General features: G+C 60.3%; 13 protein-coding genes. 6 read left to right on the forward strand and 7 right to left on the reverse strand.

Translation table 11 applies throughout. From position 1 onward, the window contains the following. Nucleotides 1–224: 224 nt before the first annotated feature. Nucleotides 225–1,178 carry an asparaginase gene (locus CFBP5499_RS19770; RefSeq protein WP_080829107.1) on the reverse strand — a complete coding sequence of 318 codons (954 nt, stop codon included), beginning with the start codon at nt 1,176–1,178 and terminating at the stop codon, nt 225–227. Beyond that, nucleotides 1,175–2,632, reverse strand: coding sequence for an amino acid permease (locus CFBP5499_RS19775; protein ID WP_080829104.1), 1,458 nt, complete (start codon nt 2,630–2,632; stop codon nt 1,175–1,177). The genes CFBP5499_RS19770 and CFBP5499_RS19775 overlap by 4 nt, the downstream gene beginning before the upstream one ends. A gap of 270 nt (nt 2,633–2,902) precedes the next feature. Here CFBP5499_RS19775 and CFBP5499_RS19780 point away from each other — a divergent pair, with 270 nt between their 5' ends. Further along, nucleotides 2,903–4,336, forward strand: a complete 1,434-nt coding sequence (locus tag CFBP5499_RS19780) for an aspartate ammonia-lyase (protein WP_233284220.1) — start codon at nt 2,903–2,905, stop codon at nt 4,334–4,336. Here the strand turns inward: CFBP5499_RS19780 and CFBP5499_RS19785 are convergent. The 4 genes from CFBP5499_RS19785 to CFBP5499_RS19800 form a co-directional block, all read right to left on the reverse strand. Next, nucleotides 4,305–5,021 (reverse strand): FadR/GntR family transcriptional regulator, encoded by a 717-nt coding sequence (locus CFBP5499_RS19785; protein ID WP_080829100.1) that lies wholly within the window; start codon nt 5,019–5,021, stop codon nt 4,305–4,307. The two genes, CFBP5499_RS19780 and CFBP5499_RS19785, sit on opposite strands and share 32 nt — an antisense overlap. A gap of 206 nt (nt 5,022–5,227) precedes the next feature. Continuing rightward, nucleotides 5,228–8,299 (reverse strand): efflux RND transporter permease subunit, encoded by a 3,072-nt coding sequence (locus CFBP5499_RS19790; protein WP_137066440.1) that lies wholly within the window; start codon nt 8,297–8,299, stop codon nt 5,228–5,230. Then, on the reverse strand, nt 8,296–9,381 hold the full coding sequence (locus CFBP5499_RS19795) for an efflux RND transporter periplasmic adaptor subunit (protein WP_080829098.1): 1,086 nt from the start codon (nt 9,379–9,381) through the stop codon (nt 8,296–8,298). The genes CFBP5499_RS19790 and CFBP5499_RS19795 overlap by 4 nt, the downstream gene beginning before the upstream one ends. Next, the gene (locus CFBP5499_RS19800; protein WP_080829096.1) at nt 9,381–10,457 is read right to left on the reverse strand and encodes an efflux RND transporter periplasmic adaptor subunit; all 1,077 of its coding nucleotides are present in this window, start codon (nt 10,455–10,457) and stop codon (nt 9,381–9,383) included. The genes CFBP5499_RS19795 and CFBP5499_RS19800 overlap by 1 nt, the downstream gene beginning before the upstream one ends. A gap of 305 nt (nt 10,458–10,762) precedes the next feature. Between CFBP5499_RS19800 and CFBP5499_RS19805 the strand changes: the two genes are divergently transcribed. After that, nucleotides 10,763–11,377, forward strand: a complete 615-nt coding sequence (locus CFBP5499_RS19805) for a TetR/AcrR family transcriptional regulator (RefSeq protein WP_080829094.1) — start codon at nt 10,763–10,765, stop codon at nt 11,375–11,377. Nucleotides 11,378–11,412: 35 nt separating this feature from the next. Here CFBP5499_RS19805 and hutC read toward each other — a convergent pair whose 3' ends face one another. Next, nucleotides 11,413–12,153, reverse strand: a complete 741-nt coding sequence (gene hutC, locus CFBP5499_RS19810; RefSeq protein ID WP_173989102.1) for a histidine utilization repressor — start codon at nt 12,151–12,153, stop codon at nt 11,413–11,415. 527 nt (nt 12,154–12,680) lie between these two features. Between hutC and CFBP5499_RS19820 the strand changes: the two genes are divergently transcribed. The 4 genes from CFBP5499_RS19820 to CFBP5499_RS19835 all read left to right on the forward strand — a co-directional run bounded on the left by CFBP5499_RS19820 (nt 12,681) and on the right by CFBP5499_RS19835 (nt 16,992). Further along, nucleotides 12,681–13,718: an ABC transporter substrate-binding protein gene (locus tag CFBP5499_RS19820; protein WP_080829092.1), complete on the forward strand. Its 1,038-nt coding sequence runs from the start codon at nt 12,681–12,683 to the stop codon at nt 13,716–13,718. Nucleotides 13,719–13,813: 95 nt separating this feature from the next. After that, nucleotides 13,814–14,671: an ABC transporter permease gene (locus CFBP5499_RS19825; RefSeq protein WP_080829089.1), complete on the forward strand. Its 858-nt coding sequence runs from the start codon at nt 13,814–13,816 to the stop codon at nt 14,669–14,671. After that, nucleotides 14,664–15,497: a quaternary amine ABC transporter ATP-binding protein gene (locus CFBP5499_RS19830; protein ID WP_080829087.1), complete on the forward strand. Its 834-nt coding sequence runs from the start codon at nt 14,664–14,666 to the stop codon at nt 15,495–15,497. The genes CFBP5499_RS19825 and CFBP5499_RS19830 overlap by 8 nt, the downstream gene beginning before the upstream one ends. Then, entirely contained in the window at nt 15,490–16,992 is a 1,503-nt protein-coding gene (locus tag CFBP5499_RS19835) for an HAL/PAL/TAL family ammonia-lyase (protein WP_080829085.1), read from the forward strand. The genes CFBP5499_RS19830 and CFBP5499_RS19835 overlap by 8 nt, the downstream gene beginning before the upstream one ends. Nucleotides 16,993–17,152: the final 160 nt, after the last annotated feature.

Here is a 17,152-nt window from a genome sequence, read left to right on the forward strand (position 1 = left end):
CTCCTTTTCATTCGAGGAGCCGGACAGGAAGAAAAGCGCCGTCATGTGGGACGTCGCTTTTCAATCTTTCTGGCTGGACAGGGAACACCATCCCTTTCCGCAGAGAAGAATGCACCCGAACCGCATAAAGGTTCGAGACGGCCACAGATGGAATAAAATAGGAATCCTATAGGAATTTCGATGCCCGCGGAGACAGGCACCCTATCCATGTGTTAATCTGCCTCTTAATGAGAGAGCGGCTCACTAAAGGCGGATACGATGGTTTCCGCCGAACTGTTGCCGGCAAGCAGCGCCGCCAGCAGAATGCGGGCCTGCCCCGGCCGGAGCGTGGATGAATGCACGGCACCCACAGCTACGAGATCATGCCCGCCGCCGCCGCCGCCATAACTTGCAACCAGCTGTCCTTCCGGCACACGGCTGGAAACCACGACGGGTACGCCACGTTCGGCGCAGCGCTTCACCGCTTCAGCGATTAGCGGATTGGCATTGCCGGAACCGAGTGCTGCAAGCACGATGCCTTTCGCACCAGCTTCAAGGCTCGCATCGATATGGGTCGCGTCACAGCCGGGATGGATGGCGACGATATCGACCCTGGTATCCGTGACGGAAGCAGCAAGCTTCGGCGCTACGGCCTGGATCAACGGGCGCGCCGAACGGAAGGCATCCGCCGCATCCGCACTCAGCTTGTAAAGCCCCCAGGCCGGCAGACAACGACCACCAAAAGAAAGGAGCACACCCTTTTCAGCATTCCGCTGATCGAGTGCCGTTTCTATGGCCCGCGCCAGATTGGCCGGTCCGTCCGCTTGCCTGTGGTCTGCCGTAAACTGCGCGCCGGTGAAGACCACCGGTTTGGCAAGGGCGTGCTGCACATGGACGAGCAGCGACGACTCTTCCATCGCGTCAGTTCCATGCAAAACGACGATACCCGTCACGGCGGGATCGCTGAGTTCGATGCCAACAGCATCGCTGATGCGTTGCATGTCGGCCAAGGTCAGGCTGGAAGAATCCTTCGCCATCAGATCGACGGGCTTCAGCCGCGCATTGACCTGCGGAACCAGCGCCAGCAGGTCCTCGCCGGAAAGGCAGGGGGTGCTGGCGCCATCGGCACCACGCCGGCTGGCGATGGTGCCACCGGTGGCGATGACCGCCACCAGTGGAGATGCGCCCTGCCCGCTCAATGCGACACTCCCGATCCTGCCCGTTCAGCGGCCAGTCGATAGATGCGGTCGCGCAGCAGATACCAGCCGATGACCAGCGCCGGGATGATGACGATCAGCGAGGCGATCGTCCACGAACCAACGGGATAGTCAAAGGCCATCAGCACCAGCACACCGAACAGGAAGATGAGCGTGAGGATGCCGGTATAGGGCGCGCCGAACATGCGGAAATCCGGACGCACAATCTCACCGCGCTGCGAAAGCTGCCAGAGCCTCAACTGGCAGAGCACGATGACGGCCCATGCGCAGATGATGCCGAGCGCCGAAAGGTTGAGCGCGATCTCGAAGGCGGAAGAGGGAACGACTGCGTTCAAAGCCACACCGAGAACCGTGACGACGGCGGTGACCGCGATGCCGCCATAGGGCACGCCGTTCTTGTTCATCTTCGCGAGCGCCGCCGGAGCCGAACCGGAAACCGCCATGGAGTGGAGAATGCGGCCGGTGGAATAAAGGCCGGCATTAAGCGAGGACAACACGGCGGTCAGAACGACGAGGTTCATGATCACGTCAGCGCCCTCTACACCGATGGAGCCGAAGAAGGTCACGAACGGGCTCTCGCCGGCCTTGTAGGCGGTGTAGGGCAAAAGCAGCGTAAACAGCAGCACGGAGCCGACGTAAAACACCACGAGGCGCAGGACGACGGCGCGGATGGCGCGCGGCATGACCTTGCGCGGGTCTTCGGTTTCGCCCGCCGCCGTGCCGATCAGCTCGATTGAGGCATAGGCAAATACCACGCCCTGAATAATGACGAAGGCGGGAAGAATGCCATTCGGGAAAAAGCCGCCATTGTCCGTAATCAGGCTGAAGCCGGTGACGTGACCCTCGATGGGCGTGCCGAAAATAACGAAGTAGACGCCAACGACGAGGAAAATGGCGAGCGCCAGAACCTTGATCAGGCTGAACCAGAATTCAAGTTCGCCGAACACCTTGACCGACAGCATGTTCATCGCCAGCACGACCAGAAGCGCCGTCATCGCGAATACCCACTGGTCGATGCCGGCGAGCCACGGAACATATTGCTTGAAGAAATTCATGTAGAGCGCGACGGCGGTTACATCCGCCACCGAGGTCATGGCCCAGTTTAGCCAATACATCCAGCCGGCCGCAAAGGCCATCTTCTCGCCGTAGAATTCGCGGGCATAGGAGACGAAGGAGCCGGAGCTCGGGCGATGCATGATCAGCTCACCGAGCGCGCGCAGTACCAGAAACGCGAAGAAACCGCAGAGCGCATAAACGAAAACCAGCGCCGGACCAGCCTGCGCGAGACGCCCGCCGGCACCCAGAAAGAGACCCGTTCCGATGGCGCCACCGATGGCAATCATCTGAATTTGGCGCGGCTTCAGGGCTTTATGGTAACCGAGATCCTCTTCAACGAAGACCTCACGTTCGGCGGGTGCCGTTTTTCCAGAATGCATGGATTTATCCTCCCGATAAAACGCTTGTAATCGGCAATAAGCCGGAAATCAAAGTGGAACTGGCGTCGTCCCCAAGGCTCGAAATATGGCCAGCGAATGCATGCGCGCTGTAAAGCTGCATGACAGATTTTCGCCCTCATAATGGCAGATAATGCCGTTCGTCAAGGGTATTCGATATGATTGACCTTCTCCTCCACCGCGATTAAGGTCGAAAAATCTGTAAGACAGCTTTACAGATATTACAACACTTAAAAGCCAGTGGAGGAAAAAGTGAGTGTGACGCGCAGGGAGCATGATTTGCTCGGGACCAAGGAAATTCCGGCTGATGTCTATTGGGGCGTGCACACCGCGCGCGCGGTGGAAAACTTCAAGATCACGGGGGTGACCATCGGCCACAACCCTTATCTCGTCAGGGGACTGGCCTACGTGAAGGAGGCGGCCGCACGCGCAAATCACGAACTCGGCCTCATCGACAAGGAGCGCATGGAAGCGATCGCGGAAGCCTGCCGCGAAATCCGCGCCGGCGCGCTGCACGAGCAATTCGTGGTGGATGAAATCCAGGGCGGAGCCGGCACCTCCACCAACATGAATGCCAATGAGGTCATCGCCAACCGTGCGCTTGAACTGCTCGGTCACGAAAAAGGCGATTATGCCCGTCTTCACCCGAATGATCATGTCAATCTCAGCCAGTCGACCAACGACGCCTATCCGACGGCGATCAATGTCGGGCTGATCGAGGCAATCGACGATCTGGCGGCCTCCATGGGCGTGCTGAAAGACGCCTTCGACCGCAAGGCGCAGGAATTTGCCGGCTTTATCAAGATCGGCCGCACGCAATTGCAGGACGCCGTGCCGATGACGCTCGGCCAGGAATTCCGTACTTTCGTGGTGATGCTCGGCGAAGACCAGGCCCGCCTGATCGAATCCGCCGCCCTGCTGCACGAAATCAATCTCGGCGCCACCGCCATCGGGACCGGGCTCAATGCGCCGCGCGGTTATGCCGAGCTTGCCTGCCAGCATCTGGCTGAGCTGACCGGCCGGCCGCTCGTCACGGCAGCAGACCTGATCGAAGCCACACAGGACCCCGGCGCCTTCGTGCACCTTTCCGGCGTGCTGAAACGTGTGGCCGTCAAGCTGTCGAAGACCTGCAACGATCTTCGCCTGCTCTCCTCCGGCCCGCGCGCCGGCATCGGCGAAATCACCCTGCCGTCGGTTCAGGCAGGTTCCAGCATCATGCCGGGCAAGATCAACCCGGTCATTCCCGAAGTGGTCAATCAAGTCGCCTATGCTGTCATCGGCAACGACATCACCATCACCATGGCGGCCGAAGCCGGACAGCTGCAGTTGAACGCTTTTGAACCGATCATCGTGCGGGCATTGTCGCAGAGCATCAGCCAGCTCAGCGCCGCCTGCCGCACACTGGCGGAACGTTGCGTCGAGGGCATCGTCGCAAATCCCGCCATCATGGCGCAGCGCGTGGAAGAATCGATCGGTCTCGCCACCGCGCTCAATCCGCTGATCGGCTATTACGCGGCGACGGAAGTGGCGAAAGAGGCGCTTGCCAGCGGCCGCACCGTGCCGCAGGTGGTTCTGGAACGGGGTTATCTGACGGAAGCGCAATTGCAGCAGGCGCTTAGCCCGCGTCATCTTGCCAACCTGCCCGCCCTTACAGTTACGGCTGGCGAAGCCGATCTTCGCCGATGATCGTCGTCACTACCTGCTTCACCTGGCCGAGGTGAAGCTCCATCGCCTCACGCGCCTCGGGTGCTGAATTCCGCCGGATCGCTTCGACGATCCGGCGGTGCTCAAAATTCGAGGCGACACGGCGGCCCGCCATCAGATTGACCATCTCGGACTGCTGGGAAAGCGCTTCGCGGGCATCGGCCACCACCTTGGCGAATAGTCCGTTGGCCGAAGCTTCCGCGATGGCGCAGTGAAATTGCCCGTCGAGCAACACCCAGGGATGCGGCCTCTCTTCGGCGTCCATCCGGTCGCAGAGGTCTAGCAGGGCGGCCAGTTGTGCATCCGTGCGCCTCACTGCCGCCCAGCCGGCGGCCGGCACCTCGATGAAGGGCCGGGCCTCGATCAGATCGCGGGCGGAGTAGGCGCCATAACTCAATTCGGAAGGCGGTGTCGGCGTCATCACATAGGTGCCGCTGCCGGTACGGGTCTGCGTCAGGCCAAGAGTCTGAAGCGACCGTAGCGCCTCGCGGATGATCGGCCGGCTGACGCCATATCGCACCGCCAGGTTGGACTCGGCAGGCAGCCGGGTACCGACCGCAAGCTGACCCGAGGTGATGGCGGAACGGATATCATCGAACACCGCTTCCGCGGCATTCTTGCGATTGATCGGCTGTGCCTCCGCAAGCCAATCCGACAACCCGCCCATCTTCAAACCCTCCGGCACCCCAATATGATCCGCAATATCGGCGATATGCGGATTCGTTACGCGAGATCATGCGACCGTCCAGAAACGAAAGGACGGCCGCCGCTCTCGCAGCTAAGCCGACCTTCCTAACATTATCCTGGCCATGGGAACAACGACGGCGGATATTTTTATCGGAGGAAGGAAGCGGCGATCACTTCCTTCCAATATCAGGCCGTGGCGTCGTGTTCTTTCGGCTCGTTATCCTCACGGGGGATGCGGAACCACGCAACATAAAGCGCCGGCAGGAAAAGCAGCGTCAGCGCCGTGCCCACCACAATACCGCCCATCATCGCATAGGCCATCGGCCCCCAGAAAATCTCCCGGGAGATGGGGATGAGAGCAAGTGTGGCTGCCGCCGCCGTCAGCATGATCGGCCGCATGCGGTGCTCGGTCGCTTCGATGACGGCGCGCCAGGCCGAGACGCCTTCACTTCTCAGATGCTCGATCTGCACCACGAGGATGACCGAGTTGCGGATCAGGATGCCGATCAACGCCAACACGCCGAGAATGGCGACGAACCCCATCGGTGCATTGGAGAAGAGCAGCGCCACCACCACGCCGATCAGGGCTGTCGGCGCCACGGCGAAGACCAGGAACAGCCGGCTGAAGCTTTGCAGCTGAACCATAAGGATCGTCGCCATCGCAAACAGCATCAAAGGCACCACCGCAACGATCGGCGCTTGCGAATCCGCGCTGGATTCAACCGAGCCACCCGTCTCCAGCTTGTAACCCACTGGAAGCATCTTCTCAAAAGCCTCGAGTTTCGGCTTCAACTGCTCCACAATCGTCGCAGGCTGCGTCGGGCCGATAATGGCAGCCTTGACGGTGACCGTCGGGATTCGATCGCGACGCCAGATGGTCGGTTGTTCCAGCTCATAGCGGAAATTGGCAATCGCCGAGAGCGGCACGGCCTTGCCGTTCGTCGCCGGCAATTGCAGGTTCTGCAAGGTCTCGATGGAACCGCGCTCCGCCAACTGCGCCCGCGCCACCACATTGACGAGATAGATGTCATCCCGAACCTGGGTAACGGTGGAGCCCTCGACAATGCTGTTCATGGCATTGGCGATATCTTCCGAGGAAACGCCGAGCTGTCGGGCCTTGTCCTGGAGAACGTCGACCTTGACCACACGCGTCGGCTCGTTCCAGTCCATGACCAGGTTGGACAGAAGCCGGTGTTCGCCGACAATGCCCGACAATTGCTGCCCGAGTTCACGGACTTTCTGGACATCGGGGCCGCTCAGGCGATATTGCACCGGTTTTCCGACCGGCGGGCCGATATCGAGCAATTTCACGAAGGCGTCGGTGCCGATGAATGTGCGGTCCAGGTAATCCTGCAACTCGGCACGCACCTTGTCACGCACATCCAGCCCCTTGGTGACGATGATCGTCTGGCCGAAGGTGACATCAGGCGTCTGCACGTCGAAGGACAGGACGAACCGCGGCGCGCCTTCACCGACATAGGTTGTCCAGTGATCGATATCCGGATTCTCGGCCAGCATATCCTGCTCGAACTTGGCCATCTGCCGGTTGGTTTCGGCAATCGAGCTGTTTTGCTGCAGGTTCCAGTCGACGATAAGCTCCACGCGGTCGGATGACGGGAAGAACTGCTGCTGCACCAGGCTCATGCCGCCGATGGACAGGGCAAACAACGCGACCGTGGCGATGATCGTCACCCAGCGCCAACGTAGCGCCCGGCCGAGAAGCCAGGAAAAGGCGGAGGCAAATCGCCCCTTCTTTTCATGATGAGACTTCATCGTCTTCGGCAGGATCGTCACCCCGAGCAATGGCGTGAACAGCACAGCAACGATCCATGACACGATCAACGAAACGGCGATCACCACAAACAGCGTGAAGGTGAATTCGCCCGCCGCACTGTTGTTGAGGCCAACGGGAATGAAGCCAGCAACCGTGACCAGTGTGCCGGTCAACATCGGAAAGGCGGTGGACGTATAAACATAGGTCGCCGCTTTTCTGAGATCGTCTCCGATCTCGAGGCGCGCCACCATCATCTCGACTGCGATCATCGCATCGTCGACGAGAAGCCCGAGCGCGATGATGAGCGCACCCAGCGAGATGCGTTGCAGCGAGATGCCTGTGTATTCCATGTAGACGAAAGTGATTGCCAGCACGAGCGGAATGGAGACGGCAACCACCATGCCGGCCCTGAGGCCAAGGCTGATGAAGCTGATGACGAGAACGATGGCGATGGCCTCGAAAAGCGCCGAGGTAAAGCCCGAGACCGCCTCATCGACCACGGCCGGCTGGTCGGACACCCGATGCACATCGACGCCAACAGGTAGATCCGCAACGACGCGCTTCATCTGCGCATCCAGCGCCTCACCGAAATGCAGGAGGTTCGCACCGGTTTTCATGCCGATCGCAAGGCCGATGGCCGGCTGGCCGTTGAAACGGAACAGCGAGGATGGCGGATCGACATAACCGCGCCGGATCGTCGCCACTTCCGTCAGCGGGAAGAACCGATTGTTGACGCGCAGATTGATGGACCGCAGGCTCTCTTCCGAGGTGAACTGGCCGCTGACACGCAGGGCCACGCGCTCCGGCCCTGCATTGACGAAACCGGACTGGGTGACGGCGTTCTGGGACTGCAGCGTCTTGATGATCGACTGCTGGTCGATGCCGAGCGCCGCGATCTGGCGCGTGGAAAATTCCAGATAGATTGTCTCATCCTGCGCGCCGATGATATCGACCTTGCCGATATTGTCGACGGTCAGCACCTTCGCGCGTGCGTCTTCCACCAGATCGCGCAATTGCCGCTGGCTGAGACCGTCGCTGGTGAAGGCATAGATATTGCCATAGACATCGCCAAAGCGGTCGTTGAAGAACGGACCGACGACACCAGAGGGAAACTCTCCCTTGATATCGCCGATCATGTTGCGCACCCGCACCCAGGTGGGTTCGACGTTGCGCGCCTTGGTTTCCGGCACCAGTTCCACGAAGATCGTCGTGCGGCCGGCCACCGTCTGGCTGCGCAGATGATCGAGATTATCGAGTTCCTCGAGTTTCTTCTCGATCCTGTCGGTCACCTGGCGGGCCACTTCCTCGGCGGAAGCACCCGGCCATTGCGCATTGATCACCATGGTCTTGATGGTGAAATTCGGATCTTCCTCGCGGCCGAGATTGAGATAGGAGAAAACGCCGGCGAGAACGAAGACCAGCATGAAGTACCAGACGAGCGAACGGTGTTCGAGCGCCCAATCGGAAAGATTGAATTTCTTCACTGACGGACCTCCTGATCGATCCTGATGGCTTGTCCATCCTTGAGCTTGTGCACACCGGCGCTGGCAACGCGCTCGCCGGGCTTGACGCCGCCGATAATGCGCACGCTGCCGCCGTCGGCGGGCTCGCCTTCTATCGTGACCGGGCGGTAGGTCACCGTTGCCGTATCGACATTAACGATCCAGACGCCCCAGCCAGTATCGGTTTTCAACAGCGCCGATGCGGGAAGCGTGATCCGCGGTTCGGAGGCGGCAAGCGCCAGAGCCGTGACGACGGAGCCGAGCCGGAATGCCTGCGGCGCATCCTGCAGGCTGATCTTCGTGCGGCGTGTTCGCGTCGCCGTTTCGGCTTCCGGGGCAATTTCGCGCACCACGCCGGTCGTATGGATTTTCGGATCGAGTTGCAGGGCAATCTCGAAGGTCGAGCCGATTTCCAGCCGCTGCGCCGCAAATTGCGGAACATCCACCACCACGTCGCGCACTTCCGGGCGGGCGATGGTCACCACCGTCTGACCGGCGGAAACGACCTGGCCGATTTCGCCTGACGTGGCAGTCACCACACCGTCAAATTCCGCACGCAGCTGCGCATAACCCAGCTGCTCCTCGGCCTTGTCAAGATTGGCGCGGGCCTTGGCGACGGAAGCATTGGCCGTGCGCGTGGCTTGTTCCGCCTCTTCCAGTGCCGCTTCCGTGCCGCTGCGGGCTTCGGCCAGCACACGCTGGCGCTGTTCGGTCGTCACCGCGTTGGCGAGTTGCGCCTCGGCATTGGAAAGATCGGACTGTGCACTTTTCACCGACAGTTCCAGCGCCAGCGGATCGATCGAGGCCACCACGTCGCCTTTCTTGACCAAATCGGCCACATCGACATTGCGGGCGATGATGCGGCCGAGGACGCGAAAACCAAGATCGGTCTGAATGCGCGATTCGACCGTGCCCGTCAGCCGCAATGCATCGGCCGACTTTTCTTCCACGACAACGGAGAGCACCGGACGTGGCGCTTCAGCGGTCGCCTCCTGCTTTTCCTGGCAGGACGAGAGCGCAATTGCGGGGAGGAACAAAAACAAGCTTCTGTTTATCCTGAACATTATTGTGCCTGCCCCTTTTCATAGGCGACCTTTTCACCGGTGCGGAGAAATTTGGTTCCAACGGTGACAACGAGATCACCCGGATTGAGCCCTTCCGTGACGACAAATTGACCAGTCTCGTAATCTGCAACCTGAACCGGGCGCATGGCGACTTCCGACGATCGCGGATCGACCAGCCAGACAGCGGGGACGCCGTCCTGCGAAGTCATCGCCGACCACGGAAGCTCGATCGCATCCACCTGCCTGAAGCGGAAATGGCCGGATACGGGCGCGCCGAGCGGCATGGTCATATTGCCGTTCAGACCGACTTTGACCCGGATCGTTCCATTGTCAGGATCGATCGTCGGCGAAATCTCACGCACGGGCGCCGCGACGGTTTGGGCAGTATCCGACAGGAGGCTGACATTGACGAGATTGTCGATATCGCGCTCGAGGAAGAGGGATTCGTAGACATCGAAGACCGCATCGCGCGGCCCGTCATGCGCCAGCGTGAAGACAAGCTGGGCGGCCTGCGCCACCTGGCCGACCTCGACATTGCGCGCCGTGATAACGCCATCCGCATCGGCCCTGAGCTCGGTATAGGACAACGCATCGCGCGCCGTATCGAGTTGGGCCTGCGCCGATCTCACTGCCCCTTGCGTGGTAAGCAGGGTTTCCTGCGCCTTGTCGACCGCCGAACGCGAAGTCACCTGCGTCTTGAACAGGCTCTGCTGACGGTCGAACGTCAGCTGCGCCTGCGTCTGCTGTGCTTCAGCGGATTGCAGGTTGGCCAAGGCGACATCAATGTCGGCCTTCTGCTCTTCGGGGTCGATACGGGCGAGCAATTGTCCTGTCTTTACCCGCGCACCCACATCCACCAGCCGTTCGATGATCTTGCCGCTGACCCGGAACGACAGATCCGTCTGGACCCTTGCGCGCACTTCGCCGGTTATGACGCTGCCGCGATCGACGGGCTTTTTCTCAGCCGCCACCACATCGACGGTGCGCAACGGCTTTTCGGCAGGTGGTTCTTCATTACTGCAGGACGACAGGGCGAAAATGCCGCCAAGCGCCGCCGCTATAAGCATGGTTTTCATGGTGACCTCTTGATCTTCGCCTCATCCTATAATATTTGACTAACCGAATAGTCAATGAAATTTTCATGCCGCTGATCGGGGATCTGTCCAGGGTATCGGGCCAGCTCCCCGAATGATCATTCCCCTCTTCGTCCGGCACATCTTTGCGGGCGCATCGGCGATGTTCCGGCATATTGAAGCATGCGTGCGCCTTCACAAAAATCCATTCCGGTTTTTGCGCCGGTGCTATAGGCAACCAAAACTCATTTCCGCCAATTGCGACGGACAGAAGGGCACGCGCCAAAAATAAAGAAGGATCTGGGGCCATGGCGAAAACAAAACTGACACGCGCTGAACAGAAGATACAACGTCCGCTGCAAATTCTCGACGCCGCATTCGAGGAATTTACCAAAAGAGGTTTCACCGCGACGCGGGTGGAGGACATTGCGGAACGGGTGGGTGTTACGAAGGGCACGGTCTACGTCTATTTCGAGACCAAGGAGGCACTGTTCGAGGCGATGGTCAGACATGCCTCCCAGCCGTTTCAGGAGGCCTTCAAGGCCTATACGTATAAATCCGACGACCCCGTCGAGGAGCTTCGCTTGCTGCTCGAATTCCTGTTCGACGCCTTGGTCGACAACCGAAAAATGCGCGAACTCTTCCGCTTGATCGTCGCGGAGGGCGCAAAATTCCCCGATCTCATCGATCAGCACCATGATACGATGATGACGCCGGTCTTTGCGCGCATCAATACGATCCTTGAGGAAGGCGTGGCGAAAAAGAGATTCAGGGCCAATCCGCCCGAACTCGCCAAGGTGGTTATGTCACCCATGGTGGGAACATTGGTGTTCCGGCTGATCTTCGATGACCGGCGCAGTCTGGACAGGCAGGCCGTCCTGTCGATTCACCTCGATCTGATCATGCGCGGGCTGCTGGCCTGATCATCAAAGTCGCCGCGGCATTTAGTAACCGAGGGCTATTCCTGGCTTTCGAGCCGGTATCGCGAGCCGGGATACAGTAACCTGACCGACGTCACCGCGCGGCTCGACGACCAGGTTCGGCGGCGCACGAGAAGGCAAGGTTCGTTTCGGCTGATGGCCATCAATTTGCACTCCCAGGGCTGGGGTGATGCCGCCTCGATGAATTGCTCCGCCCGGGAAATGGGTGCCGCCGCCGTCAGATAAGCATTAGGCGTGAGCGTCGTGAAATCCTGCAGCAGATAATCCGGGGCAATCTCGGCATTAACGAAGCGGTCCTCCAACTGGATCGGCACGTCGTCCTCGTGGTGGACGATGATGGAGTGAAAGACCTTCGCCCCTACTGCGATCTCCAGCGCCGTTGCGAGATCCGGACCGCAGACCTCCGTCTGCGCGAGTATAAGGCTCGGCCGGTGCGCCGAACCGCGCTCCTTGATCTCGTCGGCAATGTTGCGCACGCCCATCATCCCGGCGCTTCGCTTTTTGGGGGCGACGAAGGACCCGCGCCCCTGCACGCGGACGATCACCCCCTCGGTCGCCAGCTCCCGCAAAGCGCGGTTTGCCGTCATGCGGCTGACACCCAGCATGTCGACCATCTCGTTTTCCGAGGGTATCCTGTGGTTCGTCAACCACTCTCCGCTGGCGATCTTTTCCTTGATCTGTTCTTTCACGCGCTCGTACAGCGGCAGGGAGGAGCGATCGCCCGAGACAGGAAACTCGCTTTCGATGACGGGCAGCATTGAAACTCCTAAAAATCGGGCGACTGCACAAAACGCAGTCAGAATCCGCACAAGCACAAAATTATCACATCCTATCTTGCTTGTCTTTCGCAAATGTGTGAAGTTACATATACAACTTGAGGGGAAAATAATGGCGAGCGAGGCCTCGATCTCTAGCAGCCGCAAGTCAGTCGCCGACGGTCGGGGCGATAGCCGCGCTCCCGTCCAGCGCGGTGGCAGGCGCTTTCCTGGCAAGGCCGGCGCAATGCAGGAAGGGGAGCAGGGTCCACGCTCGCCAAAAGATCGTTCTCTCCCAAGCCGTCCCACCGCATGCGCCGCAGATACAACTTTTCCAAAACGCCGGCGCCAAGCGAATACCGCAAAGTTGTATAGTGAACTTTCAACAAACCGCATCAACGCAAGCATCGAATTCCACATTGATTCGATGACGACCGGCCTCCGCGACAATCGTCTAATCGGAGCGCCCGGTTAAACCTCAAAGACGCATGCCAGCAATTTGCCAATCATCAAACCAAAAGGGGAATGCAATGCTGAATTCAAAACTGAGAATCGCGCTGGCCACGACCTCGCTTGTCATGGGAGCATATGCCGGCGCCGCCAGGGCGGAAGGCTATTGCAGCGCCGGAAAGACCGTCACCTTCGCCGGCATCGACTGGGAAAGCGGCGCCTTCATAACCGAGGTCATGAAGGAAATCCTGTCCAAGGGCTATGATTGCAAGGTCGATTCCATTCCCGGCAATTCCGTGACGCTTGAACAGGCGACCGCCAATAACGACGTGCAGATCTTCGCCGAAGAGTGGATCGGCCGCTCCGATGTCTGGAACAAGGCCGCCGAAGCCGGTCAGGTGAAATCGGTCGGCAAGACCTTCGTCGGCGCCGCCGAAGGCTGGTTCGTGCCGGAATATCTGGTCAAGGGCGACCCCACCAAAGGTATCGAAGCGAAGGCCCCTGATCTGAAGAGCGTCGACCAGCTTTCCGATCCGAAGATCGTCGAATTATTCAAGGACCCGGAAGAGCCGACCAAGGGCCGCTTCCTCAATTGCCCGTCGGGCTGGACCTGCGAAGGCGTCAACACCGCCAAGCTTCAGGCCTACAAGCTCGATGGCAATTATGTGAACTTCCGCCCCGGCACCGGCACCGCGCTCGATGCCGCAATCGCCGCCGGTTACCTCCAGGGCGAGCCGATGCTGTTCTATTACTGGAGCCCGACGGCGATCATGGGCAAATACAAGCTCATTCAGCTGCAGGAGCCCGCCTATAGCGAGGCCTGCTGGAAGGAGCTGACAAGCGCGGATGGAAAGCGTGATGCCGGCTGCGCCTTCCCTTCCGTCGAGGTGGCCTATGGCGTGAACAGCACCTTTGCGAAGGACGCCCCGGAAATCATGGCAATCCTTGAAAAGGCGACCTTCCCGCTGGCGGAAATCAACGCCAGCCTCGCCTATATGACGGACAAGCAGGTCGATGCGACAGCCGCCGCCAAGACCTTCCTCCAGACCAAGGCCGATATCTGGGGCAACTGGGTTTCGGCCGACGCCAAGGCGCGTATCGAAGCCGCCGTCAAGTAAGGATGGCAGGCGCGCCGGGCTTCCGGCGCGCATTTTCCCGTCAGGACAGGGGCCAGCTCCCGGAGCAGGGACCGGCATGCGCGAGGACTACACCGATGTTTCCTGAAGTTTTCCATATTTCCATCCGCGGCCCGATCAATGAAATCGTGCGCTCGCTGGTGGTGAACTACGGCTACGTTTTCAAGGCGATCTCGCAGACGATCCTGCAGGCGATCCTCTTCGTGGAATGGGCCCTGCGCGGACTGCCGTGGTGGGCCATTTTTCTGGTCTTTCTGGTGCTCGCCTGGTTCGCGGCGAAAAAGATTTCGCTGGTCATCATGGTCGCCGTCATGCTGTTCATCGTCGGCGCGCTCGGTCTCTGGGACCTGACGATGCAGACACTGGCGCTGATGCTGATTGCCAGCCTCATCTCCATCGTCATCGGCGTGCCCATGGGCATCCTGCTTGCGAAAAGCGAATGGGCGCGGCGCATCACGCTGCCGATCCTCGATGTCATGCAGACCATGCCGAGCTTCGTTTATCTCATCCCCGCCATCATGCTGTTCGGCCTCGGCAAGGTTCCGGCCGTGCTTGCCACCATCATTTATGCCGTGCCGCCGCTGATCCGCCTGACCGATCTCGGCATCCGGCAGGTGGACCGGGAAGTGGTGGAGGCGGCGACCGCCTTTGGCGGCAGCCCGAGACAAATCCTCTTCGGCGTCGAATTGCCGCTTGCCACACCAACCATCATGGCCGGTCTCAACCAGACGATCATGATGGCGCTTTCCATGGTCGTCGTCGCCTCGATGATCGGTGCGCGCGGCCTTGGCGAGCAGGTGCTGAACGGCATCCAGACGCTTGATGTCGGCAAGGGCCTCGAAGCCGGCCTCGGCATCGTTATTCTCGCAATCGTGCTCGATCGCATCACCCAGGGTTTTGGCCGATCCAGCCGGAAGGAAATGGGCAATGACTGATATCCATATCCGCAACGTGTCCAAGATATTCGGCGGCAACTGGAAGGCTGCGCTGAGCATGGCCCAGCAGGGCGCTGAGAAAAGCGCGATCCTGGCAAAGACGGGATGCAGTGTCGGCCTCGACAATGTCAGCCTCGACATCGAAGCCGGCCGCATTTTCGTTATCATGGGTCTTTCCGGCTCCGGCAAGTCGACGCTGGTTCGTCACATCAATCGCCTGATCGAACCGACAAGCGGCGAGATTCTCGTCGGCGGAGACAATGTTCTCGCCCTCAAAGCGAAGGAGCTGCGGGATTTCCGCAACCGTCGCGTCAGCATGGTGTTCCAGAATTTCGGCCTGATGCCGCACCGCACCGTGTTGCAGAACGTGGTTTATGGCCAGCGCGTGCGCGGACTGACCAAGGCGGACGCGCGACCGATCGGCATGAAATGGATAGAGACCGTTGGACTTTCCGGCTATGAGGACAAGTTTCCACACCAGCTTTCAGGCGGCATGAAACAGCGTGTCGGTCTCGCCCGGGCGCTCGCGGCCGATACCGACGTCATTCTGATGGACGAGGCCTTTTCGGCACTCGACCCGTTGATCCGCGCCGACATGCAGGACCAGTTGCTGCAGCTTGAAAAGAACCTGCACAAGACCATCGTCTTCATTACCCACGATCTCGACGAGGCGCTTCGCATCGGTGCGCAGATCGCGATCCTGAAGGATGGCAAGCTGGTTCAGGTCGGGACCCCGGACCAGATCCTTAACAGCCCCGCAAACGATTATGTCGCCCGTTTCGTGGAACGCCGTGCGGGTGCGGCGGGAGAAAGCCAGCATGGCTGATACGGTCACCATTGATCGCCCCTTCAGCTGGCAGCAGATCGCCGCTGTCGCAAAGGGTGCGACGCTTTGCCTGTCGGATGATGCCTGGCAACGCATTGCCCGCGCGCGCGCCATCGTCGATGCGCTCGTCGAAAAGCGCGTGCGCGGTTATGGCATCAATACCGGTGTGGGTGCGCTCTGCGATGTGATCGTGGATATTCCCCAGCAGCAGGCCCTCTCCCGCAACATTCTGCTCAGCCATTCCTGCGGCGTCGGCGAACCGCTGGGACGCGAAGAAACACGCGCCATCATGGCCGCCCAGATCAACAACTTCGCACATGGTTATTCCGGCGTGCAGGTGGAGACGGTGAAAACGCTGCTGGCCCTGCTGAATGGCGATATTCTTCCCGTCATTCCCTCGAAGGGTTCGGTGGGTTATCTCACCCATGCCGCGGCTATAGGCCTTGTGCTGATCGGCGAAGGCCGGGTTCGCCACCGCGGCGAATTGATCAGCGGGCGGCAGGGGCTCCAAGCACTCGGCCTTGAACCCATGGTTCTGCAGGCGAAAGAAGGGCTGAGCCTCGTTAACGGCACACCCTGCGCCACCGGCCTTGCCAGCCTCGCGCTTGCCCGAACGACCCGCCTGCTTGACTGGGCCGATGCGGCAGCGGCCATGAGCTATGAAAATCTTGGCGCACAGGCAGACCCCTTCGCCGCAGGACCGCTGGCGCTGCGCGTCTCGCCCGGTATCCAGACCGTCGGCGAAAACCTGCGTCGCCTTTTGGCGGCAAGCCCGCTTCTCGCCCGGTCGGCCGGGTCCCGCACACAGGACCCGCTCAGCCTGCGCGCCGTGCCGCAAGTGCATGGCGCCGTGCGCGATAGCGTGGCGCAGAGTGCTGATGTCGTGAACCGCGAGCTCGCAAGCGTCACCGACAACCCGGTCGTCGCCGGGACACCGCATTCACCCGAGGTCCATTCCCAGGCCCATGCCGTCGGCGCAGCACTTGGGCTCGCCATGGATGGGTTGGCAACGGCGGCCGCCGAACTAGCCGCGATTTCCGAGCGTCGCATCGACCGCCTCGTCAATCCGCTTGTCAGCAAACTGCCCGCTTTTCTCGCGGATGGTGACGGCGTCTGCTCCGGTTTCATGATCATTCAATACACGGCCGCAGCGCTTGCGGCCGAAAACCGCCGCCTCGCCGCCCCCGCCAGCCTCGATGGCGGCATCACCTCCGCATTGCAGGAGGACATACTGACACATGCCACCGCGGCTGCCGACAAGGCACTTTCGATTATCGGCAATCTCGAAACCATTCTGGCAATCGAGATCATGTGTGCGGCACAGGCTTACGACATGCAGCCTGACCAGAGCGGCCGTGCGCCCGGCACCGATACGCTCTACCAGCATGTACGGACGACGGCACCGTTTTACCGCGACGATCGCCCACTCAACGATATGGTGGCAGCAGTGCAGGAAATGCTTCAAAGAGCGGATGCTATTGAAAGCTTTCCCTGAAGGCGACCACCGCATCCTCAATCTTTCGCTGAATACAGCACCGGCACACCCCGAATTCCTCTCGAGGCTTCCCGACAACGGGCGTGCCATGGCAGTGTAACGGTCGCTTTCCAAAACAGTCTTCACGCCGCGAAAGGCACCTTATGCGCCTAGCGAAAAA

Origin of the sequence: Agrobacterium tumefaciens (assembly GCF_005221325.1) — a bacterium.
Taxonomy (GTDB): Bacteria; Pseudomonadota; Alphaproteobacteria; order Rhizobiales; family Rhizobiaceae; genus Agrobacterium.

What these genes read in the sequence shown, in the direction of transcription:
- CFBP5499_RS19775 (WP_080829104.1), bottom strand. Translation starts at nt 2,632, where the DNA reads ATGCATTCTGGAAAAACGGCACCCGCCGAACGTGAGGTCTTCGTTGAA.
- CFBP5499_RS19785 (WP_080829100.1), bottom strand. Translation starts at nt 5,021, where the DNA reads ATGGGCGGGTTGTCGGATTGGCTTGCGGAGGCACAGCCGATCAATCGC.
- CFBP5499_RS19795 (WP_080829098.1), bottom strand. Translation starts at nt 9,381, where the DNA reads ATGTTCAGGATAAACAGAAGCTTGTTTTTGTTCCTCCCCGCAATTGCG.
- CFBP5499_RS19800 (WP_080829096.1), bottom strand. Translation starts at nt 10,457, where the DNA reads ATGAAAACCATGCTTATAGCGGCGGCGCTTGGCGGCATTTTCGCCCTG.
- CFBP5499_RS19805 (WP_080829094.1), top strand. Translation starts at nt 10,763, where the DNA reads ATGGCGAAAACAAAACTGACACGCGCTGAACAGAAGATACAACGTCCG.
- hutC (WP_173989102.1), bottom strand. Translation starts at nt 12,153, where the DNA reads ATGCTGCCCGTCATCGAAAGCGAGTTTCCTGTCTCGGGCGATCGCTCC.
- CFBP5499_RS19820 (WP_080829092.1), top strand. Translation starts at nt 12,681, where the DNA reads ATGCTGAATTCAAAACTGAGAATCGCGCTGGCCACGACCTCGCTTGTC.
- CFBP5499_RS19825 (WP_080829089.1), top strand. Translation starts at nt 13,814, where the DNA reads ATGTTTCCTGAAGTTTTCCATATTTCCATCCGCGGCCCGATCAATGAA.
- CFBP5499_RS19830 (WP_080829087.1), top strand. Translation starts at nt 14,664, where the DNA reads ATGACTGATATCCATATCCGCAACGTGTCCAAGATATTCGGCGGCAAC.
- CFBP5499_RS19835 (WP_080829085.1), top strand. Translation starts at nt 15,490, where the DNA reads ATGGCTGATACGGTCACCATTGATCGCCCCTTCAGCTGGCAGCAGATC.